Annotated in this window: 18 protein-coding genes; 11 read left to right on the top strand and 7 right to left on the bottom strand. The window is 38.4% G+C overall.

Annotated elements, in window-relative coordinates; translation table 11 throughout:
* The first annotated feature begins 2 nt into the window (after positions 1 to 2).
* The gene (locus tag CXF71_RS02500; protein WP_101231421.1) at positions 3 to 704 is read left to right on the top strand and encodes a LutC/YkgG family protein; all 702 of its coding nucleotides are present in this window, start codon (positions 3 to 5) and stop codon (positions 702 to 704) included.
* 13 nt (positions 705 to 717) lie between these two features.
* Positions 718 to 3,552, top strand: a complete 2,835-nt coding sequence (locus tag CXF71_RS02495) for an FAD-binding and (Fe-S)-binding domain-containing protein (RefSeq protein ID WP_101231420.1) — start codon at positions 718 to 720, stop codon at positions 3,550 to 3,552.
* Between the two features lie 167 nt (positions 3,553 to 3,719).
* Here the strand turns inward: CXF71_RS02495 and CXF71_RS02490 are convergent, their stop codons facing one another.
* Positions 3,720 to 6,044: an immune inhibitor A domain-containing protein gene (locus CXF71_RS02490; RefSeq protein ID WP_101231419.1), complete on the bottom strand. Its 2,325-nt coding sequence runs from the start codon at positions 6,042 to 6,044 to the stop codon at positions 3,720 to 3,722.
* A 356-nt stretch (positions 6,045 to 6,400) separates the two neighbouring features.
* Here CXF71_RS02490 and CXF71_RS02485 point away from each other — a divergent pair, with 356 nt between their 5' ends.
* From CXF71_RS02485 to CXF71_RS02470, 4 genes are all read left to right on the top strand, one after another.
* Positions 6,401 to 6,889, top strand: coding sequence for a (Fe-S)-binding protein (locus CXF71_RS02485; protein WP_198559819.1), 489 nt, complete (start codon positions 6,401 to 6,403; stop codon positions 6,887 to 6,889).
* 398 nt (positions 6,890 to 7,287) lie between these two features.
* Positions 7,288 to 7,743, top strand: a complete 456-nt coding sequence (locus CXF71_RS02480) for a cytochrome C (protein ID WP_101231418.1) — start codon at positions 7,288 to 7,290, stop codon at positions 7,741 to 7,743.
* A 29-nt stretch (positions 7,744 to 7,772) separates the two neighbouring features.
* Positions 7,773 to 9,167 carry an MBL fold metallo-hydrolase RNA specificity domain-containing protein gene (locus tag CXF71_RS02475; RefSeq protein ID WP_101231417.1) on the top strand — a complete coding sequence of 465 codons (1,395 nt, stop codon included), beginning with the start codon at positions 7,773 to 7,775 and terminating at the stop codon, positions 9,165 to 9,167.
* 58 nt (positions 9,168 to 9,225) lie between these two features.
* Positions 9,226 to 9,678 carry a universal stress protein gene (locus CXF71_RS02470; RefSeq protein ID WP_157826684.1) on the top strand — a complete coding sequence of 151 codons (453 nt, stop codon included), beginning with the start codon at positions 9,226 to 9,228 and terminating at the stop codon, positions 9,676 to 9,678.
* 40 nt (positions 9,679 to 9,718) lie between these two features.
* Here the strand turns inward: CXF71_RS02470 and CXF71_RS02465 are convergent, their stop codons facing one another.
* From CXF71_RS02465 to CXF71_RS02440, 6 genes are all read right to left on the bottom strand, one after another.
* Complete coding sequence (locus CXF71_RS02465; protein ID WP_232771354.1) at positions 9,719 to 10,774, bottom strand: GGDEF domain-containing protein; 1,056 nt, start codon at positions 10,772 to 10,774, stop codon at positions 9,719 to 9,721.
* A 182-nt stretch (positions 10,775 to 10,956) separates the two neighbouring features.
* Entirely contained in the window at positions 10,957 to 13,977 is a 3,021-nt protein-coding gene (locus CXF71_RS02460; protein WP_232771353.1) for a ligand-binding sensor domain-containing diguanylate cyclase, read from the bottom strand.
* A gap of 237 nt (positions 13,978 to 14,214) precedes the next feature.
* Positions 14,215 to 15,411 (bottom strand): ABC transporter permease, encoded by a 1,197-nt coding sequence (locus CXF71_RS02455; RefSeq protein ID WP_101231414.1) that lies wholly within the window; start codon positions 15,409 to 15,411, stop codon positions 14,215 to 14,217.
* Positions 15,412 to 16,617, bottom strand: a complete 1,206-nt coding sequence (locus CXF71_RS02450) for an ABC transporter permease (protein WP_101231413.1) — start codon at positions 16,615 to 16,617, stop codon at positions 15,412 to 15,414.
* Entirely contained in the window at positions 16,614 to 17,351 is a 738-nt protein-coding gene (locus CXF71_RS02445; protein WP_101231412.1) for an ABC transporter ATP-binding protein, read from the bottom strand. The genes CXF71_RS02450 and CXF71_RS02445 overlap by 4 nt, the downstream gene beginning before the upstream one ends.
* Complete coding sequence (locus tag CXF71_RS02440) at positions 17,329 to 18,483, bottom strand: efflux RND transporter periplasmic adaptor subunit (protein ID WP_101231411.1); 1,155 nt, start codon at positions 18,481 to 18,483, stop codon at positions 17,329 to 17,331. The genes CXF71_RS02445 and CXF71_RS02440 overlap by 23 nt, the downstream gene beginning before the upstream one ends.
* A 485-nt stretch (positions 18,484 to 18,968) precedes the next feature.
* On the opposite strand from CXF71_RS02440, the gene CXF71_RS02435 reads away from it, so the two are divergent.
* The 5 genes from CXF71_RS02435 to CXF71_RS02415 all read left to right on the top strand — a co-directional run.
* Positions 18,969 to 20,162, top strand: a complete 1,194-nt coding sequence (locus CXF71_RS02435) for an efflux RND transporter periplasmic adaptor subunit (protein ID WP_101231410.1) — start codon at positions 18,969 to 18,971, stop codon at positions 20,160 to 20,162.
* A 75-nt stretch (positions 20,163 to 20,237) separates the two neighbouring features.
* Positions 20,238 to 20,960: an ABC transporter ATP-binding protein gene (locus CXF71_RS02430; RefSeq protein WP_101231409.1), complete on the top strand. Its 723-nt coding sequence runs from the start codon at positions 20,238 to 20,240 to the stop codon at positions 20,958 to 20,960.
* 13 nt (positions 20,961 to 20,973) lie between these two features.
* Complete coding sequence (locus tag CXF71_RS02425; protein WP_232771352.1) at positions 20,974 to 23,391, top strand: ADOP family duplicated permease; 2,418 nt, start codon at positions 20,974 to 20,976, stop codon at positions 23,389 to 23,391.
* 115 nt (positions 23,392 to 23,506) lie between these two features.
* Positions 23,507 to 24,886 (top strand): sigma-54-dependent transcriptional regulator, encoded by a 1,380-nt coding sequence (locus CXF71_RS02420; RefSeq protein WP_101231407.1) that lies wholly within the window; start codon positions 23,507 to 23,509, stop codon positions 24,884 to 24,886.
* Positions 24,887 to 24,934: 48 nt separating this feature from the next.
* Positions 24,935 to 25,677 (top strand): PAS domain-containing protein (locus CXF71_RS02415; RefSeq protein WP_157826683.1); only part of this gene is annotated, 743 nt, incomplete at its 3' end.

Raw genomic sequence — 25,677 nt, 5'->3', positions numbered from 1 at the left:
CTATGACAAATAAATCAGCAGACATCAATGCAATCAGTAGCAACGCTCGTGGCAATATTCTTGCTAAATTGAAAGCGGAGGTCAGCGGCGCGGATTATGATAAATTGCCTGAAGAAATTCCTTATATCTACCCTGAGTTCAGTCATGAAGAAAACCTTGCTCAGTTTATTGCTGAACTTGAGAAAAATCATGCACAAGTGATCCAAACAACGAAAGAGAATATAGCTGAGGTCATTAGCGCGGAACTTGCGGCGCTAAATATCACGACATTACTTTGTGGTGAAAAATGTTATGGCGGAAACGATGTTCACCGTGAAGTTATTAATGGATTAGATAGCAATATAGAGCTACAACCTTATGATTTTTCGATTGATAATAATAAAGAATTACTCTTTAATGAATGTCCTGCGGCTTTATCAAGCTCACGCTGCTCCATTGCTGCGACAGGCACTATTGTTTTATGGCCTGATGAGAATGAGCCAAGAAGCTTATCGCTAGTACCGTCAGTGCACTTTGTTATTGTTGATGCTAATAAGTTACATGCAGACTTTGCTCGTTTGATTGAAGCAGAACAATGGCATGATAAATTACCCACTAACGTGGTGTTAATTTCAGGTCCATCGAAAACAGCGGATATTCAACAAACGTTAGCTTATGGTGCTCATGGCCCAAAAGCGCTGATTGTTTTATTATTGAATAGTTAATTTGAGAGATATTATGTTATCTGAGCATTATCAAGTTTTTGCTAAAGAAGTTGCCGAGTTTATTCCCGAAAAACGCATTATTAGCGATTATACTCGGCGTTTAGCTTATGGCGTTGATGCCAGTTTCTATCGCTTAATACCGCAATTAGTACTCATTTTAGATAACGAAGCTGAAGTCGTTAGGGTTATTAAGGCAGCGGCACAAAAAAAATTACCGGTAACATTTAGAGCCGCAGGTACCAGTCTTTCAGGACAAGCGCAGTCTGACTCTATTTTAATTATGCTGACCAATAATTGGCGTGACCATGAGATATTAGATCTTGGTCTAAAAATTAAACTGGGTCCTGGGGTAATAGGCGCGGATGCAAATAGATACTTATTACCTTATGGCCGTAAAATAGGCCCAGATCCCGCTTCCATTAATACCTGTAAGGTAGCGGGTATCGCCGCTAATAATGCCAGTGGTATGTGCTGTGGTGTCGCGCAAAACAGTTACCACACACTTGATAATATTCGACTAGTTTTACATGATGGTAGTGTACTTGACACCGCTGATGCAGCTAGCATATCTGCTTTTGAAAAAAGTCACGTGCAACTGCTGGAAAGATTGAAAATACTCGCCATCCAAACCCGCAGTGATGAAAAATTAAGTGAGCTAATCAAACATAAATATCGATTAAAAAATACCACCGGTTATGCCATTAACGCCATCATTGATTTTGAAGATCCTATCGATATTCTTGCCCATTTAATGATTGGCTCAGAAGGCACCTTAGGTTTCATTTCGTCCATTACTTATAACACTGTGGTTGAACATAAATACCGTGCTTCATCGATAGTATTCTTTGCTGATATGCAAACAACCTGCTCAGCGGTAAGCGCTTTAGCTGAGGCTAATGTATCGGCGGTTGAATTGATGGATAGACGTTCGTTAGCTTCTGTTAGTAATATGCCGGGCCTACCTGAATTTATTAAATCACTCGATAAAAACGTTGGTGCATTACTGATTGAAACGCGCGCAGCCAATCAAAATTTATTAACTGAACAAATAGCAGCATTAGAAGCCTTGTTAAGCACTTTTGAGCAAACCAATGTGATTAAATTCACCGATGTTGCAAGTGAGTACTCACAACTATGGGCTATTCGAAAAGGTACCTTTCCTGCCGTTGGTGCTGTCCGAGAAACAGGCACTACCGTTATCATTGAAGATGTTGCTTTTCCTGTTGAACAATTGGCAGATGCGGTTGCTAAATTACAAGCACTTTTTGAAAAGTATCATTATGATGAAGCCATTATTTTTGGACATGCCCTTGATGGTAATCTGCATTTCGTTTTCACTCAGGACTTTTCAACCCAAACAGAAGTAGACCGATATCAGGCTTTTATGGATGATGTTTGCCAACTTGTTGCGGTAGATTACCAAGGCTCACTCAAAGCTGAACATGGCACGGGCCGAAATATGGCGCCATTTATTGAATTAGAATGGGGTAAACAAGGTTTTGCCTTAATGAAGAAAATCAAAGCCTTATTTGATCCAAGTAACTTACTCAACCCCGGCGTTATCATTAACGACGATCCATTAGCGCACATCAAAAATTTAAAAAATCTCCCTGCAGCACATAACATTGTTGATAAGTGCATTGAATGTGGCTTTTGTGAGCCGGTATGTCCTTCAAAAGGTTTAAGCCTGACACCAAGACAACGTATTACTACGTATCGTGAAATTAGTCGTTTAACAGCCTCGGGTGATAATCCTCAATTATTAAGTGAACTTGAAAAAGACTTCAATTACTTAGGCATTGATACCTGTGCCGCAACAGGTTTATGTGCAGACCGTTGCCCTGTTGGGATTAATACGGGTGATCTTATTCGAGAGCTACGCCACATTAACAATGCTAAATACCATGGGCTATCACACAAGCTGGCTAATAACTTTGCCAGTATAGAAAAAATGACACGCGTTTCTTTAGCTATTGCTGGTTTTAGTCAACGGCTGATTGGTAATAAAACCATGGGTGGATTAACAGGCACTGTGCGTAAGCTGTCTGGAAACAATATTCCACTATGGAGCAAATACCTGCCAAGTAAAGCGAGCTATCAACCTAAAGCTGTTTCAAGCGACAAGAACAACAAGCCAAAAGTAGTTTATATACCCAGTTGTGCCAGCAGAAGTATGGGGCAAGCTCTTGATGCAGCCGAGCAACGTTCATTAACCGAAGTGACTTATGCTGTGTTAGAAAAGGCCGGCTTTGACATTATTAGCCCTGACTTTAGTGGTGAGTGTTGCGGCATGCCATTTAATAGTAAAGGTATGTTTGATGAAGCTAAACAGAAAAGAAAATCACTGTTAACAATGCTTACAGAGTTGAGTGAAAACGGTCAATATCCTATTTTAATTGATACTAGCCCGTGTAAATCAATGTTACTTGAAGATATAGCAGCGACGGAAAATTTATCCCTATATGAACCAGTAGGTTTTGTAACTGAGGTCTTGGCTGAACACTTAACGTTTACCCCATTAAACGACACCATCATGTTGCATGTCACTTGTAGCAGCAGGCGAATGGGCTTAACCGATAAAATGCAGCAACTTGCTAAGTTATGCAGTAGCAATGTCGTTATTCCTGAGCATATTCAGTGTTGTGGCTTTGCCGGAGATAAAGGCTTTACTACGCCAGAGTTAAATGAAAATGCCTTGGCAACCTTAAAAGAACAAGTGCCCAAGGATTGTTCGGTTGGTTATAGCAATAGCAGAACCTGCGAAATAGGTTTATCACATCATGCTGGTATAGACTATCAATCCATTCTTTATTTAGTGGATAAAGCGACGACGGCTAAAGAGATATAAATTCTGAAAGCAGATATTACGGATAGAAATGTTCAGTCAAAATAGCGGTCGGATTCAAGTAACGGTATTTTGAATGACCAATAAAAAGCCAATGAAAAGCCAATAAAAAAGCCAATAAAAAAGCCGCTATAAAAGCGGCTTTTAATATAAATTAATATACTTTATATTTATTTATAAATTAAGATTTGTCCAACTGACTTATCTTTACTTTGTGAAGAAACACGAATTTTCAAACCGTAGTTCGGTACTGCACGACCTGCATCAGGGATGTCGTCGCTCACGAAAGATGAACTATCATCAAACATAGGGTTACGTTTAGTAAAGTTATCACGTAACGAGATACCGTAGCTTGCTTTCAAATCTAAATGAAGCTTTGATGTTTTGTCGAGACCAAAGGTAGCATCATGGATTTGATAACGAGTAGATGCTGCACTGTTGTCGTCCCAAGTATTGGTATGACGGTCTGCATCAACTACACCTAGGAAACCGTTTCCAGGATGAACACCTACATGGTTGTTTGTGTATTTGTCATCAACATACCAAAGTAACAAACCTTCAGAGAATTCCATATTCTCGCCGGCAACATTAATATGACTCAAGCCTTTATCAATACCTTGATGAGTACGCCACTCTGCTAAGTAATAATGATTGCTATAACTAGTACCGGTATCAAGAGTAAAGCCACCGAAGTAAGCAAAGAATGTTTCGGTGTCATCAGCATTAGCCATAGCGACAATTCCGTTATCTGTTTCAACCGTAACATCGTCTACGTACAGACCTGGATTTGCTACATAACCATCAGTTTCATACAAGAAGTAAAGTTCAACAGACGTTCCAGCATACGGGGTTAAATCGATTTCAACATCAACCCAACCGCCAGAATTACCGGTAATGCCATTACCTCTGCTTGTTCCATTAGGGTCGTCGTTGGTTGATACGCTTGTTGGTAACATGCCAATGAAAACGCCATTTGAGTAACCATATACATAGGCATAATCCCAATCTGCTTCGATGTCATACCAGGCTTTAAACTTAGCCGTTGCTGACGTCGCTGTTGTCAAATCTACAGCACCTGCCATTCTATTGAATAAATCATTACCAGAACCACTGAAATAAGCATATTCACCACTAGTAGGTGGCGCTATTACTGTTTCTTTAGCGGGTAAATCAATACGAATTGCGTCGTTATTAGCGCCTTTGCTCACTGCTTGGTCAATTAAAGCAGTAACACCGTCACTGGTTAAATCATCAATGTGAATAGTCGCTCCGTGCATCCAATTGCCACCTAAGCTTGCTTGCAACTCTTGTTTAGCCCATGCACTAAAGCCTGTTGGTTCAGTACCACCTAAAAGACCAGCCCAGCTGCCACTAGACATAATAGACCAGCTTGAAACTGGCTCTCCACGGCCGGTATATTCTGTATCGTATTCATCTGGTAAACCCAGGTCATGAGCATACTCATGACTAACAACACCAACGGCACTGTCAGCTGGTTGAATTGTATAATCGTAAGCACCCATTGCGCCAAGTTCTAAAGGATCAACAGCAGGTGTTGTACCAGGAATAGCAAAAGGCGCACCTAAGTTCCAACGGTGTGCCCAAATGGCGTCTTCACCTAATTGACCACCACCAGCTTCTTCACCAACACTTGAATGAAACACCATGACATGATCAACCAGTCCATCTGGCTCCCAGTAATTACCGTCACCGTCAAGGTCAAATCTGTCTTCAATATCAAATTCACTTAAATCAACAGATGGGTCGGCTGCTGCTGCGGCTAATGCTTCTCTTATTAACGCACGAGCATCGCCATCATCATTATTACCGTAGAAAGCTGCTGGTTTTGATGCCATGTACCAATTAGTAACAGCACCTTCAACAGAGTAACTATCGCCAGATTGTGCTTCATAATACATTTTCATTGAATTGGCTACATGACCATTTGGCGCAGTCCAACCACTTTCACCAAATAATATTTCGGCATAATGCTCTGGCGTATAATTTTCGTAATACATGCCTGATTCGCCAGGTTGTATTGAATTGTGTGGAAAATCTGGGAACTCCATTAAAATGGCCAATATCTTCGCTGTACGCTTAGCGCCAGCATAATTTTCTAACACCATATTAGCGGGGGCGTTTTTCTTTGCTTGGCCGAGTTTATTACCTTTGCCATTTTGCATTGAATGAGTTAACGATTTAGATTTATTCGCACTTAGTTTTGAAGCGATGTTTAAATCAGTAGGTTTTACTTTTTTACGTTCAGCTTCTTGGCGTGTTTTTAAATAACCTCTAAGTGCTATTTCTGCGTCATTCAATGAGGCATCTTTCGATATTTTTCCAGAGTTACGTAACATTTCGATTAATTTGAACTCGTTAGCTACTGCCAAGTCGAATGCACCATTGTGGTTTTCAGCTTGGTGATTCTCAGCAATAGCGCTACAAGATAGACCAGCTAGCGCAATCGCTAGTGGGAGTGATTTGTATTTGAACATCTTGAAATCCTCATTATTTTTATTGTAATTTTTAATTGTAGATTCATTTCATCTGCCCAAATTTTCTACTTGGTTACAGATGCTTGAATTCATACTATGAGATACTTTTTAATCATACAACTGTCAGTGTTCTTTACACTTTCATTACATTATTGTAATTATATCCAGCTATTCAGTACGTTACTGCTTGTTTAGAGAGGATTTATTTTAATATAACTTAGTAAAAAACAAGTGAATATTTTGTAAACTATCTTGTACAAATATTTGGAGAACACCTATGCATGGCCAACTGATTCCTACTTTAATAATAAAAGCATGTTAAAAAAACTGAGCATAAAAGCAGTTCACTATTAACAATGCTAACGAAGCTGAGTGAAAACGTTCAATATCCTATTTTAATTGATACTAGCCCGTGTAAATCAATGTTACTTGAAGATATAGCAGCGACAGAAGGTTTATCGCTTTATGAACCAGTAGGTTTTGTAATTGAGGTCTTGGCTGAACACTTAACGTTTACCCCATTAAACGACACCATCATGTTGCATGTCACTTGTAGCAGCAGGCGAATGGGCTTAACCGATAAAATGCAGCAACTTGCTAAGTTGTGCAGTAACAATGTCATTATTCCTGAGCATATTCAGTGTTGTGGCTTTGCCGGAGATAAAGGCTTTACTACGCCAGAGTTAAATGAAAATGCCTTGGCAACCTTAAAAGAACAAGTGCCCAAGGATTGTTCGGTTGGTTATAGCAATAGCCGAACGTGTGAAATAGGATTATCGCATCATGCCGGTATAGACTATCAATCCATGCTTTATTTAGTCGATAAAGCCACAGCGCCTATATAGCCGCTCGATTTTTTCAGTACGCTTGAGGCAATAAATAAAAGTATCCTTCATGCTTTTATTGGGCAGTTATTAGGACCTAACTTTGCATCGTGAGTCTTAATAAAGTACCAGTTAATCTAATCACCGCCTGTTATTGATCTTGATCAATATTTCCTCACCTTGATTAGAGTTATTTTCTCCGCTCTACTAAACTTAAAGTTAAGCCTATAGTGGGATAGGTAAATAATTTGTGCGGAATATACTGGTTTTATATAACGTGTGAACTCAGCAGACACAGCGCCAGCATGCCAAGCAAAAACCCTTACATTCTAACAATCCAGTTTCCCCACAGCTGCAGCGATAACGGCTAATTAGCTTAGTTAATTATACTAGCCGAAAAAGACAATCGAGGAATAATAATGAAATATATTATGTTTACTTTACTCATCGTTATGTCATTAACACTATTCAGTTGTGATAGGGGAGTTGATTCCACGAGAGGGTTTAGCTTACCCAAAGGCAATATTGACTCAGGAAAAATGGTTTTTTTAAAGTACCAATGTTTAGCGTGTCATTCTCTTAAAGGTATTGAGGATAATAATATTGAAAAACATCAGAGTATTTCAATTGCTCTTGGCGGTGATAAAACACAAGTAGTTACTTACGCAGAGTTGCTCACTTCAGTAATCAATCCTTCTCATAAATCGTCGTATCCTTATTCGGCCATGAAAACAACCGGAGAAGGAAGATCAAAAATGAAGATATTTAATGATGTTATGACAGTGACAGAACTTATAGATTTGGTCACTTTTTTACAGCCAAATTATAGCTTAGCACCTTATAAGCCAAGCAAATATACCTATTATCCGCAATAGTTCACTGAGTAGTTATCAACGGAGATTACATGAATATTAAATTTTTTGGCGCTACTCGAGAAGTCACTGGTTCTTGCTATTTGGTGCAAGTTAACAACAAAAACATACTACTTGAGTGTGGCATGTTACAGGGCTCTCATGAAAATGTGCGACACAACCATGATGCCTTCCCTTTTGATGTTACAGAACTAGATGCCGTGATCGTCAGTCATGCGCACCTTGATCATACTGGTCGATTACCCATGCTTATGAAAGAGGGGTTTCATGGTGCTATTTATACCCATAATGCCACCGTAGATTTATGCGAAATTATGCTAGTCGACTCAGGTTATATTCATGAAAAAGAAGCGCGTTGGGAAAATAAAAAGCGCGAGCGTAAGGGCTCAACATTAGTTGAACCTCTTTATACAACGGCAGAAGCGGAAACAACATTACAGTATTTTAAAGGGCTTGCTTATGATGAAGAGTTGGAAATATGTCAAGGCGTTAAACTAACCCTTAGGGATGCGGGACATATTATTGGCTCGGCTATCGTTGAATTAACACTGACTGAAAATGGCGTTAGTAAAAAAGTCGTCTTTAGTGGTGATTTAGGTCATAAAAATGCGCCGATTCTACGAGATCCTTTTGAAGTTAAATATGCTGATTTAGTCATAATGGAAAGTACTTACGGTGATCGACTGCATCGCAGTTGGCAGGATACTTGGCAAGAAATGGGGGAGATTATTGCCAATGCTAAAAGTGGCAAAGGTAATATATTAATTCCAGCGTTTACTGTCGGTAGAACTCAAGAGTTACTCTATGAATTTAAGCAACATTTTGATGAGTGGCAACTCGATGATTGGCAGATTTTTCTCGATAGTCCTATGGGGATAAAAGCGACAAATGTCTATGCTAAACATAGTGAGATCTACGATAAAAAAGCAGTTGAGGTTAATCAACAGAATGATGGACTATTCGATTTACCCAATCTTCATATGTCAGAAACGACTGAATACTCGATGAAAATTAACCAAATTAACTCTGGCGCTATCATTATTGCGGGTAGTGGTATGTGCACTGGTGGCCGAATAAAACATCATTTAAAACATAATATATGGCGTGAAAATGCTCATGTGCTGATTGTTGGCTTTCAAGCCAGAGGAACATTAGGTCGGTCACTGGTTGATGGCTGTAAAAACATTAAGTTATGGGGTGAAGAGATACAAGTGAACGCTAAAGTTCACACCATAGGTGGTTTTTCGGCTCATGCTGATCAACAAGGCTTACTGGATTGGTATCAATGTTTTGAAAATAAACCACCCGTAGTGCTGGTACATGGAGAGGAAGATGCTATGGAAATACTCGCACAAAAATTAAAATACCAACATAAAGTTAATGTTGTGCAAGCAAGCTATAAGCAAAATATTGTTATACCACTTTAATTTAGTGAAATTGGTATTGTTTAAAAGAGAAGATTGTTTAAAAGAGAAGGAGAAATTTATGTATAAGCATATTTTATTTGCCACAGAACTTAATGAAACTAAAAGCTATATTGAGGATAAGGTCACACAATTACAGCAATTCACTCAAGCTAAACTTAGTGTTATTCACGTAGTAGAGCCTATCCCTAATGCTTATTATGGTGGTGTATACGGTGTTATTCCTGGCTTAGATTCTGCCGATAGCATTGGCACTACCCGGATATTAGAAGATCGAGCCAAAGAGGTACTGCAATCTTTGGTTAAAAGGCTCAATATTACCGAGCAAGATTTACATATACCTATAGGGCATACCAGTGGGGAAATATTAGCTTTTGCAGAGCAGGAGAACGTTGATTTAATTATAACGGGTAGTCATGGATTGCAAGGTTTGCAATTGCTATTAGGCTCTACCAGTAATGCCATTTTACACGGGGCAAAATGTGACGTATTAGCGGTGCGTTTTAAAGACTAAATATTTATATCCAAACACTGTCAAGTGGCACGGGTATCTATTAAAATTTTGGAAATATTTGATTTCTGCCCGCGTTTTTTGCTTGATATAAATACTTATCAGCATTGTTGATTACCTCATCAATGCTTTGATTTTCATTGAATTGTTCAATGCCCATACTAACGGTTACTTTAATTTTTTCATCTTTATAATTAACGACATGCTCTTGTAGTCTTTCTTGGATTTTTTCTGCAAATATATTGGCATTTTCAGCCAGCGTTTGTGGCAAAATAAATATGAACTCTTCTCCACCCCAACGAGCAATACAATCTTGATCTCTGGTGTATTTAGTAAAAACTTTGGCAAGCTCAACCAAAACCGCATCCCCTGCATTGTGCCCATATTGGTCATTAACTTTTTTGAAGTGATCAACATCGCATAAAATGATAGAAAAAGGTTGTTGGTTACGAGATATACGCGACTTTTCCTGCGTTAAAAGGGAGAGTGCACCACGACGGTTAGATAGTTGTGTTAAGGGATCAAAATGAGCGAGCTGCTGATATTTTTTACTTAACTCCAGTGCGTGTTTATAAGATTTTTCTCTTGAATATTCATACAAGGCTGACAAAAATGTAACCGTTAAAAAAGAATAGAGTAAACGTAATTTAAACTCAATGCTGTACTCAGCATGAGCAATAATCTCGGTTGGCATGAACATTATGGTACTAATTATTGTTACGAATAGCGCAATATTAATCAAGCCGCGCTTTAAACCATGAATAAAGACGGAAACAGGCGCAACAATAAATATCCATAAAGGCCCTGTGTTTTCAACACCGCCAGTGTAGGTAAGGTAAAACATTAATAAATAAAGTGAATAGAGAACTATTGCGGAACTAAATTCTATATTGTTGAACTTTTGATAAGCGTAATAACCGAGGAAATAGATAAAGCTTGCGAAAAATAAAGTGCTGGCTAAAATAAAATTTCCGTTGAACAGCCCAATAAGTCCCATGATGGCAGTAATTGCCATACCTACCAAGGTAAATAAAGAAACGACATTCAGTTGTTTGAACTCTTCTTTATCGAAGCTTTTGAGGTTAGGTAGCTCTAGCAAAAAATCTACCTTAATTGTGAGGTAATCAGACATTAGATGAGGATTTAGCATAACACTTTTTATAGAAAATACTAGGAAGTTTGTTTGTACAAAAGTGGTAGAAACTATTTTTTTTCCGTTATTCTTAAGGTGTCCGGTATGTAGTCGGTTAGGTGTAGGGTTTTTGATTTTAAAAGAATAGTTTATATCGGCTTGTCAGCTCGTACCACTCTATTTCTTCCTTTGGATTTCCCAATATATAATGCATTATCTGCACTCAACACAATTGAATCAACCGATGTTTTTTGCTCGGGTGGGATAGTCACCACGCCTATAGTCAAGGTAACAAATTTGCACGTTTCAGACTGTTCATGGGCAATATTCATATTCTCGATGGCTAAACATAAACGTTCAGCAACAATAGTTGATTCTTCCACTGATGTATTGGGTAGGATAATTGCAAACTCCTCACCACCATAACGACAATTAGCATCTGTCGTTCGCGCTACGTTAGCAGAAATACATTGAGCCACTTTTTTTAGGCATATATCACCTTGCTGATGACCATAAAAATCGTTAAAGAGTTTGAAGTGGTCAATATCGGCTATCATAAGGGACAATGGTTGCTTTTGACGATAATGTCTTTTGATTTCTTTTGTCAGTGTTTTGTCGAAATAACGGCGATTATATAGCCCGGTTAAGCCATCCTGATAGGTAAGTACTTCTAACTTTTTATTTGCAGCGATTAAGTCATTAGCTTGTGCTTTTAATGAGGCTGTTTTTTCAATGACTTGTTCTTCAAGTGCTAATACAAATTGCTTTTGTCTAACAATTTCGGTTCGGTGTATACGTGTTCTGAAGTAAATGAAAACGAATACGATAAGTGCGGTGACTAAAACATACAAGCTATACGCCCACCAAGTCTTCCAAGGAGGTGGAGATATATACAAGCTAATAGACAGTAATTTTTCTCCCCATTTACCACTACTGTTAGTCGCTTTTACTAAAAATTTATATGAGCCGCCATCTAAATTAGTAAAAGAAGCAACATTTCGATTGCCGATATCAATCCAATTATCATCATAGCCCTCTAGTTTATAAGCATATTGATTTTTACTAGGAGAAATAAAATCTAAGACTGAGAATTCAAAAGAAAAAAAGTAGTCCAGATAAGATAATTGAATGTCAGTTACATAAGAATAAGGCTTTTCAAGTGTTACCGATTGGCCCATTTTATTAAAGCCAGTTAAAACAATAGTAAACTCGCTATTATTTGTCTCTATATGCGAAGTGTTAAAGAATTCTATGCCTTTTTGACTACTGGTAAAAAGTGTTTCATTATGGCCTCTTATAAGACTATTTGCATAATAGTTTAAACCTAACAAACCATCGTAACTGTCAAAATTAGCTACTTCTCCCGATAATGGATTTAATCTTGAAATTCCCTTGTTTGTCGTTAGCCATAAATGACCTCTTTCATCATCTGCAATTGCACGTATTAAGGAAGTAGGTAAACCATCTTTTCGGCCAAAATGCTTAAAATTTTGAGTTTCTGGGAGGTATAAATTGAGTCCTTTTTGAGTGGCAATCCAAATTTTTCCGTCTCTAGCTTGATGCACATCTTGAACTATTTTTCCGAGTAAGCTATCTGCTTTCTTATTATCACTTTTAAATGAAATAAACTGATGATTGATATCATCCCAAAGATTGACACCATTGCCGGTACCCACCCAAATATTCTGTTCGTTATCTTTAAATATTTCTAATACTTCTGGATGAGATAGCCCAAAAGAATCATCTAAGTGAGTAAAAATATTAGTTGAAGGATCGTAGCGATAAACGCCATTTTTATAAGTGCCTATCCAAAGGTTTCCATATTGATCAGTATTCAACGCTCGTATCTCTCGAAACTCATTATAGTTAGCATCTGATTTAGGGTATCTTAATAGATCTACCTGCTTAGTTTGTAAGTTGAATTTTGCTAAACCTTCATCCTGAGCAATCCACAAAATATTATTACCCGCTGGAATAATAATGGGTTTTTCTAACAACCTATTTATGCCATAGCCATTTTCATGACTAAAGATAGGGCCTGATAGTGTTTCTAGCTGTTGTGATGATACGTGCCATTTATATAATTGGGATGATGAAGAAACAATGAGTAAATCACCATTAGCATCAACTGTGATGGCATTCGGCGTTGTAAGTGCAGAGTTATTAATAGATTTAAATTTACGGTGGGGCACTATCTTATATATGCCGTGATTTTCACTGGTAACCCAGATCGTTTTTGAGCTATCTTCGAAAATTACTCTTAGGTCATTATTATGCTCAAGAACAAAATTATCAATTTGAGCACTTATGTTTGATTGTCGAAACAAGCCTTTACTGGTGACAAACCAAACATAGCCTTGCTGATCTTCAATCATAGAGTTCACTTGACCAAGGTCTTGATCATCAGCAGTTTTTAATGATGTAAAAAGGCCGGTTTCTTTATTAAAGTCAAATGGACCTTTTTGTGTACCGATATAAAGTTTATTTTTTGACGTTTTTAAAATACTTCTGATTTCGTTTGCGCCGGTAGCTGTGGGATTATCTGGGTCAGGAAAAAAATAGGAAAAAGAATGATTTTTTTTATCGTATAAATTTAAGCCAAAGCTAGTCGCAAGCCAAAGGCTATCATTACCATTGTCTTCAATATCCCATATTCTATTATGGGATAAACCCGCGGCTCCCTCATCAACTTTTTCAATATGCTGAAAGCGATTATTACCAAGATATTTATTTAAACCATGCTCATAGGAGCCTAACCATATAGAACCTTCTTGGTCATGAAATAAAGATTGTATTCGGTTCGATGAAATAGCATCAATGCGCAGAGGATCATGGACAAAATGCTGAAAGGTTCCTAATTTTGGTTCATAAAGATTCAGCCCTCCTCCCCAAGTGCCAACCCATATTCTACCGTCACGGTCTAACATGAGATTACCAGCGCCATTATGTGATAAACCGTTTGAACTCATACTATCAAATTCAAAGAGAGTAACTTTTCGGCCATCGTAACGCATCACGCCATTTTCGGCGGTGCCAAACCAAAGTAATCCCTGATTATCCTGAATGATCGAATATATCTCAGAAGAAACAAAACCATCGTCCTCAGTTAACAATTCTATAGCGTATTTATTAGTAAGCTCTGAAGAGTGCTCATTACTATAAGTTGGCATAATAAAACCAACAAATAAGATACCAAAACACGTAAAACGATTAAAAAGCAATAAGCTATATCTGATAAATTTCAAAGTTATCACAACCAAAGCGTGCATCACGCAAAAGTAATACTGCTGTTATTTTAGTTTATTTAATCGACTATATCTATGCGAAGTGATCTTAGTAAGAGGTAAATAACTGAACTAAGCGTTTGTTACATCATTAACTTTTAGACTAAAACGGATTCCTATACATTATTGTGTTCTTAATGCTTCTATCGGGGGCAGTTTTGCCGCTTGCACTGCTGGATATATACCAGACAATAAACCAATAACAGCAGAAAAAACTAAGGTTAAGAGAAATACGACAATATCAGCTTCAACGGGCACATCGACTAAAATAAAGGTCGAGATGAGTAATAAAAGCATCACCACTAAATATCCAATAAAGCCGCTAACAACCGCAAGTACCACCGCTTCCATTAAAAATAATTGCCTTACTAGTGTGGTTGAAAAGCCAATGGCTCTTAATAAGCCTATTTCACTGGCTCTCTCATTGACTGTTATTGACATAATAGTGGCTATGCCTACCGCACCAACGAGCAGTGAAATTAGACCAAGTGATGAGCCTGCAATTTTGATGATAGATAAAATATTATCAAGACTTGAAATCATGTCGTCTTGGGTGACAATGGTAAAGTCTTCTCGACCATGTAACCGAGTCAAATGTTGTGTTACTTTACTCGCTACTAAAGTAGATGAGATATTTTCATGGTAGAAAATATCAATTTCCATCAAGCTTTCACGATTAAATAATTGCATTGCACTCGCGGTCGGAATATAAACCATCTCATCTAAGCTCTGACCGACAAACTGGCCTTTTTCATGGAGTACGCCAACAATACGGAATCGTCTTCCGCTAATATGAATAAATTGACCCACCGCATTTGATTGCCCAAACAATGATTGTTTTATCAAGGATCCTAATACCGCTAATTGACGAGGGCGGTTAATATCATCTTCGGGTAAAAAACTACCGCTTGCTAAATTAAGTTGCCAAGCATCCGCGGCCATGTGGTTAACGCCAACCACATCGGTATGTCTAAATTTCCCTTGTGCTTGCACCTTTGAGGTTCCCGCGATAACGGGCACGGTAAAAACAACTTCAGGTAATGCTTGTAAATGCTCGCTATCAGACAAACTCAGTGGACGAACCGTTTTTAATAAACCGCCAAGGCCAAATGTTTGTGCTTTACCGGGGGACACCGCAATAATATTACTACCGAATTGGGTGAATTCTTTCAAAATATATTGCCGTAAACTTTCCCCTATTGAATTCATTAAAACAACGGCAGCAATACCGGTAGCAAAGCCGATAACGGTTAACCAAGTACGTTTTCGTTGTGAGTATAATGATGTTTTTATCCAATTAAGCTTATCAATAAATTGCATTTAATTACCCCGCATCGCACTAACAGGATCTTGGCTAGCCGCCTTTGCTGCAGGTAGCCAAGTAAAAAGTAAACCGATAACGAATGACATTAGCCCACTAGCTAGTGCCGCCCACCATGGGATTATCAAAACAAAACTGGCAATAAACTGATTAAACAAAGCCGCTATAGTGTAACCAGCTGCTAGACCTAAACAGACCCCCAAACCAATTAACAAAGCAGACTCTGTTAAAAAAATAACACGAACTTCAGTTGCGGTTGCACCTATGGCTTTCAATAAACCAATTTCTTGCTGCCTTTTACTCACCGAAATATAGCTAACGTTCATGATCAAAAATCCCGCAACCACCAAACTAATACTGGCGATTACGCCAATAGCTACGGTGAGAAAATTTGATATTCTATCGAATGAAGACATCATCGCATTTTGGCTAACAATGGTAATGTCTTCTTCATTATCATGGCGCTTTTTAATCAGCGATAAAATGCGTTGTTCGGTTAGGCTCTCGTCTTGGCGCGGTTTTAATGCAATTAAAATACGAAACAAAGCCGGTGAGTTAAACAGTGATTCTGCACTACGTATCGGAATAATGACCATATCCCGCATATCTAAGCCGAGAGATTCACCACGTTGTTCTAATATTCCTACCACTCTATATCGGCGCTCAGCAATTTTTAACCACTGTCCCATCGCTTTTTGTTGACCAAATAAATCATCTTTTAATTGAGCACCGATAATACAAATTGATTCGGCCAAATCAGCAGACTTTTGGCTAAAACCTCGACCATGAGAGAGTGTTAAATTTCGTACCTTCAGAAAGTCTTGAGTAGAGCCTATAGCGATCACTTCTCGGCTTTTATTTTTATGGCTGACTAAAGCCGTACCAGCAATCACGGGAGCAACGGATTTAACACTGGATAAATGTTTAACCGCTTGGGCATCTTCTATAGTTAAATCACGAGGTGTTGTACTATAAAAAGGAATTGATCCACCTGAGGTTTCTTTTTTTCCGGGCAATATAATTAATATATCGCTACCTAAAGAGGCGAATTCTTTACTCACATAATGACGAGCGCCTTCGCCAACACTGGTTAATAACAATACTGAGCAGACACCAATAGCAACAGCGAAAGACAGCAGCGCCGTTCTGGTTTTGTGTCTTAATAATACCTGAGCGCTAAAGCGCCAGCTATCACGCCACTTCACTTATTTGTGCCTATTTCAATGCAAGTGGCGCTGTCAGCAACAATTACGCCATCAACCATTTGTAATTGTCTATTGGCTCTGGCGCCAAGCTCATGGTCATGAGTCACCATAATTAAGGTAATGCCTTGTCGGTTTAATTCTTCAAGAACACCAACCACTTCTTTACCCGACTTTTGATCTAAATTTCCCGTGGGTTCATCAGCCAATAATATTTTCGGCGACATCACCATGGCTCTTGCTATTGCGACACGTTGTAATTGCCCACCTGAAAGTTGTTTGGGTAAATGCTGTAAACGATCGGCTAAACCTAAGCTTTCAAATAACTCAGTGACTATTTCACTTCTTTTATTGGCGTCAACTCCGGCTAATACCAAGGGTAATTCCGCATTTTCTAATGCTGTTAATCGTGAAATAAGTTGGAAGTTTTGAAAAATAAAACCCAGTGAATTGCGTCTTAATTTGGCCCTTTGCTCTTCAGTTAATACCGTCGTTTCTGTATTTTCTAAGACTAGACTGCCATTATCGACACGATCAAGTAAGCCAATCATGTTTAATAATGTCGATTTTCCTGAGCCAGACGGCCCCATAATTGAAATGTATTCGCCCGCCTCAATAGACAGGCTAATATCATTTAAGACATGTAATGGCTTTTCACCGACTAGGTAGGTTTTATCAATATGGCTTAACGTTATTTGCTTAGTCGCTATTACCTTAGTCATTGTTAACTGAGTCATTATTTACACTTACCCTTACTAAAACTTCAGGTTTTATTGCACTATTACCAGAGGTTGACACAAGTTTATCTTGGTCTGATAAACCTGAAATTACCTCGGTTTGTTGCCAATTACTTAACCCTAGCTTCAAAGCCCTTTTTTCTATGCGACTGTCTTGATTGATGATAAAAACGAACTGATTATCGACAATAACATCAGTGGGGATTTGAAGTACATTTTCGTGCTTTTCTAATACTATTTCTATATCAGCACTATAGCCAGTGAGTAGTCTAGGTAAGACTTGCTTGTTAAAAGTTACGTCAACATCAACCGTTCTTGCTTGCTTGGCAAAATCTTGCACGTAAGGCGCAACACGCTTAACGGTGCCGATAAATGTTTGCTCTCGAAAAGCGTCTAAACGAATAATAACGGGGTCGCCAACTTGAATATCTGCGGCATCAACTTCATCAATAGGCGCAGTAATGTAATGGCATTGATGAGTCAGTAAATCTATTGCGGGTGGCATAGGAATGCCCGGTGGTGACGGTGTGGAATATTCACCTATCTCACCGGTTATTTCAGCAACAATGCCATCAAAAGGCGCAAATAACTTAGTTTGTTCGAAACTCGCTTGCGTTGTGTTCAATACTGCTTGGGCAACATGAATTTGCGCGTTAGCTGCGGCACATGATGCGTTAGATGCCTCAGATTTAGCCAACGCATTATCTAAATTCTCTTGTGAAGTTAGCTTATCTGTAACAAGTTTTTTAGTGCGAGCTAATATTTTTGTGTCATTTTTGGCATTGATGCAAACACTGTTCTTAGTTTGTCTGCGCGATATCACTAAGGCTTTAGCTTCATAAATGCGAGATTGGCGATCTGCATTCCATAAGCTCATTAAAATTTGCCCTTGGCTAACTAACTCTCCTTCTTTGACATCAATACTTGCAATGGTGCCACCAATAGGAAATGACATTTTAGCGCGTTGGCATGATGATACTGTGCCCGCACGAGTATTGGCGACAATGCTTTCTACATCACCATAACTTGCCTGTATTACCGTCACCATTATTGGTTTTTCTTGGCTAAACCAAAAGTATCCGCCAACAATAAAACCAATAAGTACTATCCATTTAATATATTTAGTCATCATACATTTCAAAAAAAGGTCGTTACTTTAATAATAAGTGACTTAGGTAATTATACAAATGATCTAGCGCAGGAAAAGGGTTGGTTGAATATCATGTGAAAGCCAAATTGATTTTTCCCCTCGACAACCTGAATTCAAATAAGATTAAAATTTATGAACATGACATAAGCCATGAGACACAAATAAAGCAACTCTATTGGTCTCAGCTTCGCTGGAAATTTCTATCTACGCCCTTAAATTATTCATTCCATTTATGGGATTATACCGACTTTTACGCTTTCCCTATAATGGGATACTAGGCTCTGTAAATTGTTATTAAATTAAAATACACCTATTTATCAATGCGTTAATTGTCTGGCACGGAGCCTGCAATAGACAGCTAACTAAGCAAACAATTAATTTTATATTTTAGCGGAGCAGTCATAGTGGATATATCAATAGCTAAAGCCAAAAAAACAAACGTCAAAAGGTATGTGTTTTGGGGATTCATGTTTGTTCTCTGCGCACTAGCAGGTAATTATTTACTTTTTCTAGGTAAAGCTGACTTTGCCGTTGACCGTGAGACTCTTGTTTATGATCAGGTAAAACGTGGCGAGTTTTCAATTTCAGTGCGCGGTACAGGCCTATTGATCCCCGATAACATTGAATGGCTTTCTGCAAATGTTGAAGGACGTGTTGAGCGTGTCATCGTCAAAGCAGGGAAATTTGTAAAAAAAGGCGATCTTATTGTAAAACTCAGTAACCCTAAGCTAGAGCAACTGCTAGAAGAGACGCATTGGGAATTAGAAGCGAGACTTGCTGAAGCTAAAGCTGATGTGGTTGAAAAGAAATCTGCATTACTGGCTCAAAAAGCACAAATGCTTGATGCCAAGCTTAATTACGAAAGCAGTAAACTCAAACAAGAAGCACATAATGAGCTTTTTCGAAAAGGTAGCGGTGTTATATCAAAAATAGATTATGAGCAAACACGTTTAGCCACGATTCAATTTAAACAACGCTGGCAAATACAACAAGAAGTGTTAACCACCATGAACGAAAATCTTCAGGTGCAAAAAGAAGCGCGTATGGCTCGTTTAAATAAAATGCGTAAAGAGCTTGAACGTGCAGAACAGCAAGTTAAGCATTTGAACATATATGCCACTATCGACAGTGTGGTACAAGCGGTGGCGGTAGAGCCAGGTCAACGTATTGCTATGGGCGGCAATATTGCCATTCTCGCTCAGCAAGACTCCCTTATTGCCGAACTACAAGTACCTGAGCTGCAAATACGCAATGTAGTGATAGGCCAACATGTGGTTATCGATACACGAAATAGCAAAGTGGCTGGCGTTGTAACGCGCGTAGATCCTGCTGTAGTTAACGGTAATGTGCAGGTTGACGTTAAATTTGTCGATGAATTACCTGTTGAAGCGCGACCAGATCTCGCAGTAGAGGGTGAAATATCTATCACCAAAATTGCAGACACGCTGTTTGTTAATCGTCCATTATTCGCGCAAAGCCAAAGTCATTCGTCGTTATACAAACTCAGCGAAGACGGACAATTTGCTGAGCGGATAAAGGTGAAATTAGGACAAGGTTCAATTAGCCAGATTGAGGTTGTTGAAGGTTTACATCTTGGCGAAAGAATTATCATCTCAGATTCATCTAGCTGGGATACCTATAAAAAAATACGAATTAATTAAGCTGTTATTTTTTATTAACAGTATTAAAAGTTTTAAAAGTCTACGACAATAAAATCAGACAATAAGGAAAGCACTATGAGTAACACATTAATCAAGTTAGAAAATATCGAAAAAGTCTTTTATACCGAAGATGTAGAAACACATGCGCTCAGTAATATCACCCTTACGATTAACAAAGGTGAGTATGTTTCAATTTCAGGCCCTTCAGGCTGTGGTAAATCAACTTTATTGTCTTTATTGGGTTTACTTGATACCAGTACAAATGGACATTATCAATTAGCTAATCATGATGTTTCTGATATTTCTAAAAAAGAAAGAGCGCGTATTAGAAATATGGAAATTGGTTTTATCTTTCAGTCATTTAATTTAATTAGTGATCTTGATGTAGAAGAGAATGTAGACCTACCACTGACTTATCGTAAAGATTTAAGTAAAGAAGAAAGAAAAATAATGGTAAAAAATGCCCTTGATAAAGTCGATATGGGCCACAGAGCCAACCATTTTCCTTCACAGCTATCAGGTGGGCAACAACAACGTGTTGCTGTCGCTCGTGCCATTGCAGGTAACCCTTCAATGATTCTGGCAGATGAACCTACAGGTAACCTTGATTCAAAAAATGCCGCTGCGGTTATGGCATTACTTGCAAAATTACATGCAGAAGGTGCGACTATTTGCATGGTTACCCATGACCCTAGATCGGCAGAGCAAGCAGAGCGTACTATCGAGATACTTGATGGTCAGGTTGTGGCAGATCATGTCAAAGCTCCAGCAACGAAAATTGCTACAGCAGTCGCTTAAAGAGGTACTTGTTATGATTATTCAAGATTTTAAATATGCGCTGAGATTATTAGCTAAAAAACCGGGTTTTACTGCATTAACTACCTTAGTGATGGCGGCGGGCATAGGTTTAAGTGTTTATATGTTTTCCTTTTTTAATACTGTTCTCTATAAAGACCTTCCCTTTGAGAATGGTGATTCCATTATTACCATCAGCGGTTCACAAAATGGTACTAAAACCGAAAGCAAAGTAAACATTCTAGACTATGAAGCGATTGAAAAAAGTATCAAGGGTTTATCTGAATTTGGCGCCTATTATAACCAGAGCGTTAATGTTGCTGGCAGAGATGGTGCGAGGCGATATAACGGGGTATTTGCACAAGAAAATATATTTGAAATAACACGGACAAAACCACTATTAGGCAGAGAATTTACCACGGCAGAAACACTTACAGGAGCAGAGTTGGTTGTGGTGATTAGTTATGACTTATGGCAAAACCAATTGGGTGGTGATGCCAAAGTACTTGACCAAAATATACAAATAAATAGTGAAAGTTATCGTGTTATTGGGGTTATGCCACAAGGATATTTTTTCCCAAATGTAGCACAGCTATGGTTACCACTTAAAAATAACCTCAATGAACTAACCCGAGAACAATCGGTATCAGTACGTGGTATTGCACATATTAACTCTGGGGTTTCTCTAGAAGAGATTGATACTCAACTTTCCGTTATTATGACGCGTATAGCTGTACAGTATCCTGAAACTAATACAGGTATTGGCGCATATGCTACTACTATTCCAGGTAGTGGGGCTGGTAATGGGCAAGGTGTTATTTATTCAATGCACATTGTTGCGGTATTCATTCTGGTATTGGCTTCTATCAATGTGGGTAATTTATTACTGTCTCGTGCGATAGAGCGTGGTAAAGAAACCGCTATCAGGGTAGCTTTAGGGGCTCCTCGCTCTCGATTAATCAGTCAAATGCTGTGGGAAAGTATCATTATTTGCTGTTTTGGTGGTGTTATTGGTCTACTCGTTGCGGCTTGGGGCTTAGAAATATCAGAAGCAATTACGGCGACTTTCTTTATTGACCCACCTGCCTTTTGGTGGAAGTTTGGCCTTGACGCCTACACCATAAAATTATTTTTAGCGATTGTTGTCGGCACTATATTAGTGACGGGATTGTTACCCGCATGGAAAAATTCAGGCGGTGATTTTAACGCCGTTTTACGCGATGGAACGCGCGGTGCGTTAGGGAAAAAAGCAGGAAGATTAAACAAGTTATTAGTGATTAGTGAAATATTTATTTCAATGGCTGTGCTCATTGCTGCCAGTGTGATGGTTTATGCAGCCTATAAACAGAGTAATTACGATATTGGTGCAAATACCGATAATACCTTAACTGCCAGAGTCATTTTATCTGAGTCGGATTACGACACTGATGAGAAAAAAGTACAATTTTCACAACAACTGAAATCCCGTTTAGAAAATGGCCTTGGCGTTGAAAGTGTCATGTTAGCCAGTGCATTGCCGGGTGATTATGCCTTAAAAACATCTATAGCGATTGAGGGAAAAGAATATACACAAAACAAAAACACCAGCTTCCCGAAAGTAAACTATATCTCAATTATGCCTGAGGCCTTAGCCAAATTAGGGGTTGAACTAAAGCAGGGCAGATACTTTAACAATACCGATCACGGTTTAGATAAAAGCTCGGTGTTAGTCTCTGAAAGTTTCGTTAAAGCAAATTTTGTTGATGAATCACCTATTGGTAAACGCTTAAGAGTGACTAATAATGACGAGGTAAAGTGGTTATCAATTATTGGTGTTGTTGAAAATACCATACAAGGTAATCGTGAAACTAAGGGGCTGCCCACAATATTTAGGCCTTTTACCCAATTGCCGCGTAATCAAATATCTATCGCAATTAAAATGAAAGCAGATCAATCTGTGGTGACTAATACATTGCGTAAAACTTTGCAGTCTATCGATCCACAATTACCGTCGTTTAAAATTGAAACCTATGAGCAAAGCAATGAACGTTATACAGCGCCGATTTTATTTATTAGTAAATTAATTTCATTGTTTGGCTTAGCCGCAGCGTTTCTTGCCGCGAGTGGCATATATGGCGTCATGTCTAATACCATCAATCAAAGAACACAAGAGATTGGCATTAAACGCGCGTTAGGTGCAGATGAAGATATTATTACCAAAGAGTATCTAATGACTGGATTTAAACAATTATTGTGGGGTGGTATTCCAGGTATTTTGGCTGGTACAGGTATGGGGTTTGCGATGTCGCAAACATTTGGCACAGGTAATTTTTCTTTAATCATTATTGCTGTAACAACAACAGTATTTATCGGCGCTATTGTTATGTACGCAACCTATGCACCTACTCAAAAAGCATTACAATTAGAGCCTAGTGATGCACTGCACTACGAGTAATTTATAAGAGAGGATATATTAATAGACTTAATATATCCTCGCTAATTAATCACTTAGAAATAGATGACGTATCAATATATACTTAAGCAATAACGATTAGAAATAAGTGACAGTAATGAAAGAAAAAATATTATTAGTTGATGATGACACTGACATACTGTCTGCTTTAAAAATGCTATTGGTAAGTGAAGGTTATTTGGTTGTTTTAACGCAATCCCCTGAAGCAGCATTGGCCGCTCTACAAAGAGAAAATGTTGATTTAGCCTTAATGGATTTAAACTATTCAAGCGATACAACATCGGGTGAAGAAGGTTTAGCCTTAATTGAGTCAATCAGAAAAGTAGATGAGAACTTACCTATTGTTGTCATGACTGGCTGGGCGACAATCGAAGTTGCTGTCAGTACCATGCAAAATGGCGCTAATGATTTTGTGCAAAAGCCTTGGGATATAGATCGCCTTATTGCCATCATAAAAAACCAAATAAAATTAGCGCAAAGTGAAAAAAATTCACAAAAACTTTCTCAGCAAAATAAATTACTACAACAACAAGTGGATAGTGAATTTAACGGTGAAATAATTGCTCAATCACCTGCGATGCAACAAACAATGCATGTTATTAATCAAGTCGCTAAAAGTAACGCAAGTGTATTGTTAACAGGCGAAAATGGCACAGGAAAGAGCATGTTTGCACGCTATATTCACGAACATTCTCAACGTAAAAATGCTAATCAAATATCGGTGAATATGGGCTCGGTTACTGAAACTTTATTTGAAAGTGAAATGTTTGGTCACGTAAAAGGTGCCTTTACTGATGCTAAATCAACACGTATAGGTCGCTTTGAGCTTGCTGATAGCGGTACATTATTTTTGGATGAAATTGCCAACACGCCTTATTCACAACAAGGAAAATTATTACGTGTACTTGAAGATAATGAATTTGAAAAAGTTGGCTCAAATAAAACGATTTCAGTCGATGTTCGTTTAATTTCAGCAACCAATGCTAATTTAACCGAAGCAGTTGAAAACGGTGAATTTCGGAAAGACTTACTTTATCGCATCAATACAATCGTGATTGAGATCCCTAATTTAAAGGATAGAGCGGAAGATATTATCCCGTTGGCAGAATCTTTTTTGGTAAAAAGTGCCGCGAAACAAAATATGAAAAATACGTTGCTCATCAGTGATACGGCTAAAAAAGCATTATGCGCCTATGATTGGCCTGGCAATATTAGAGAATTAAGCCATGTGATGGAGCGGGCACAAATCTTATGTCAAAAAGACAGTATTAGTGCTGAAGATCTGGGTTTACCAAGTCAACAAGAGAAACAGTCAACAGCGGCAGTGGATACTTTAGTGCTGGCAAAGCTAGCAGATATTGAATCAGCCATCATTGATCAGCGCCTTAGCTATTTTAATGGTAATGCCTTGAAGGCCGCTAAATCTTTAGGGTTAAGCCGCAGTGCCTTTTATCGACGCTTAGAAAAAATAAGTTAGTCATGATTTAAGCGACCTTTTTAACGCCCCTTGGATAATGGATCATCGATGCAAACCAAAAAATCGTTTGAATTACAATTAGTACATTTATCGTTATTTGCCTCTGTACCGTCATTTATCTTGTTAATCATAGTGATGTTTATTGCGGATATTTCAATTTTTTTGATTTTACTTACGCTATTGTTGGGTGGTGTCAGTATTTTGTATTGTCATGCTCAAATACATCAAAAATCAGCCTACCAATTTCGTAGTTTAAGCAACTTACTTGATGCGATGATCCGTGAAGATTACACACTAAGAGCTCGCTCTAGTCATGGCGATGTCGCTCTTAACGAGTTAGTTACTTCAATCAACACCTTATCAAGCCGACTCCGTAAGCAGCGTCTTGAGTCGATAGAAAGCCAATTACTCTTACGTACTGTTATTAATCATATTGATGTCGCTATCATCGCACTCAATGCTGATAGTGTGCCTGTACTCATTAATCCCACAGCGGAAAAACTTTTACATATTACGGGGAAGTCATTATCTGGATCATCTCTAAACCAGTTAAAGCAACTGAGGCAACTCGGTAATGGGCAAAGCAAAGTTATGGCATTAACCTTTGGCAATCAACAAGGAAAGTTCAATGTGCATGTTGAAGAATTTAGGGAAGCAGGAAAGCCCCATAAACTATTATTCATCACTGACGTTGGCAGCCTCTTGAGAAGTGAAGAACGTAATGCATGGCAAAGTTTGGTCAGGGTTATCAGCCATGAAATTAATAATTCATTAGCGCCAATATCATCGAT

The sequence above is a fragment of the Colwellia sp. 12G3 genome (genome assembly GCF_002836775.1).
Classification (GTDB): domain Bacteria; phylum Pseudomonadota; class Gammaproteobacteria; order Enterobacterales; family Alteromonadaceae; genus Colwellia.
Note: the sequence above shows the minus strand (reverse complement) of the source record. Positions and strands in the feature narration are given on the sequence as shown.

Coding starts and splice junctions, on each gene's coding strand:
- CXF71_RS02490 (WP_101231419.1), bottom strand. CDS start 6,044: ATGTTCAAATACAAATCACTCCCACTAGCGATTGCGCTAGCTGGTCTA.
- CXF71_RS02440 (WP_101231411.1), bottom strand. CDS start 18,483: ATGATGACTAAATATATTAAATGGATAGTACTTATTGGTTTTATTGTT.
- CXF71_RS02480 (WP_101231418.1), top strand. CDS start 7,288: ATGAAATATATTATGTTTACTTTACTCATCGTTATGTCATTAACACTA.
- CXF71_RS02500 (WP_101231421.1), top strand. CDS start 3: ATGACAAATAAATCAGCAGACATCAATGCAATCAGTAGCAACGCTCGT.
- CXF71_RS02425 (WP_232771352.1), top strand. CDS start 20,974: ATGATTATTCAAGATTTTAAATATGCGCTGAGATTATTAGCTAAAAAA.
- CXF71_RS02445 (WP_101231412.1), bottom strand. CDS start 17,351: ATGACTCAGTTAACAATGACTAAGGTAATAGCGACTAAGCAAATAACG.
- CXF71_RS02435 (WP_101231410.1), top strand. CDS start 18,969: ATGTTTGTTCTCTGCGCACTAGCAGGTAATTATTTACTTTTTCTAGGT.
- CXF71_RS02495 (WP_101231420.1), top strand. CDS start 718: ATGTTATCTGAGCATTATCAAGTTTTTGCTAAAGAAGTTGCCGAGTTT.
- CXF71_RS02420 (WP_101231407.1), top strand. CDS start 23,507: ATGAAAGAAAAAATATTATTAGTTGATGATGACACTGACATACTGTCT.
- CXF71_RS02430 (WP_101231409.1), top strand. CDS start 20,238: ATGAGTAACACATTAATCAAGTTAGAAAATATCGAAAAAGTCTTTTAT.
- CXF71_RS02460 (WP_232771353.1), bottom strand. CDS start 13,977: ATGCCAACTTATAGTAATGAGCACTCTTCAGAGCTTACTAATAAATAC.
- CXF71_RS02455 (WP_101231414.1), bottom strand. CDS start 15,411: ATGCAATTTATTGATAAGCTTAATTGGATAAAAACATCATTATACTCA.
- CXF71_RS02485 (WP_198559819.1), top strand. CDS start 6,401: ATGCTAACGAAGCTGAGTGAAAACGTTCAATATCCTATTTTAATTGAT.
- CXF71_RS02470 (WP_157826684.1), top strand. CDS start 9,226: ATGTATAAGCATATTTTATTTGCCACAGAACTTAATGAAACTAAAAGC.
- CXF71_RS02475 (WP_101231417.1), top strand. CDS start 7,773: ATGAATATTAAATTTTTTGGCGCTACTCGAGAAGTCACTGGTTCTTGC.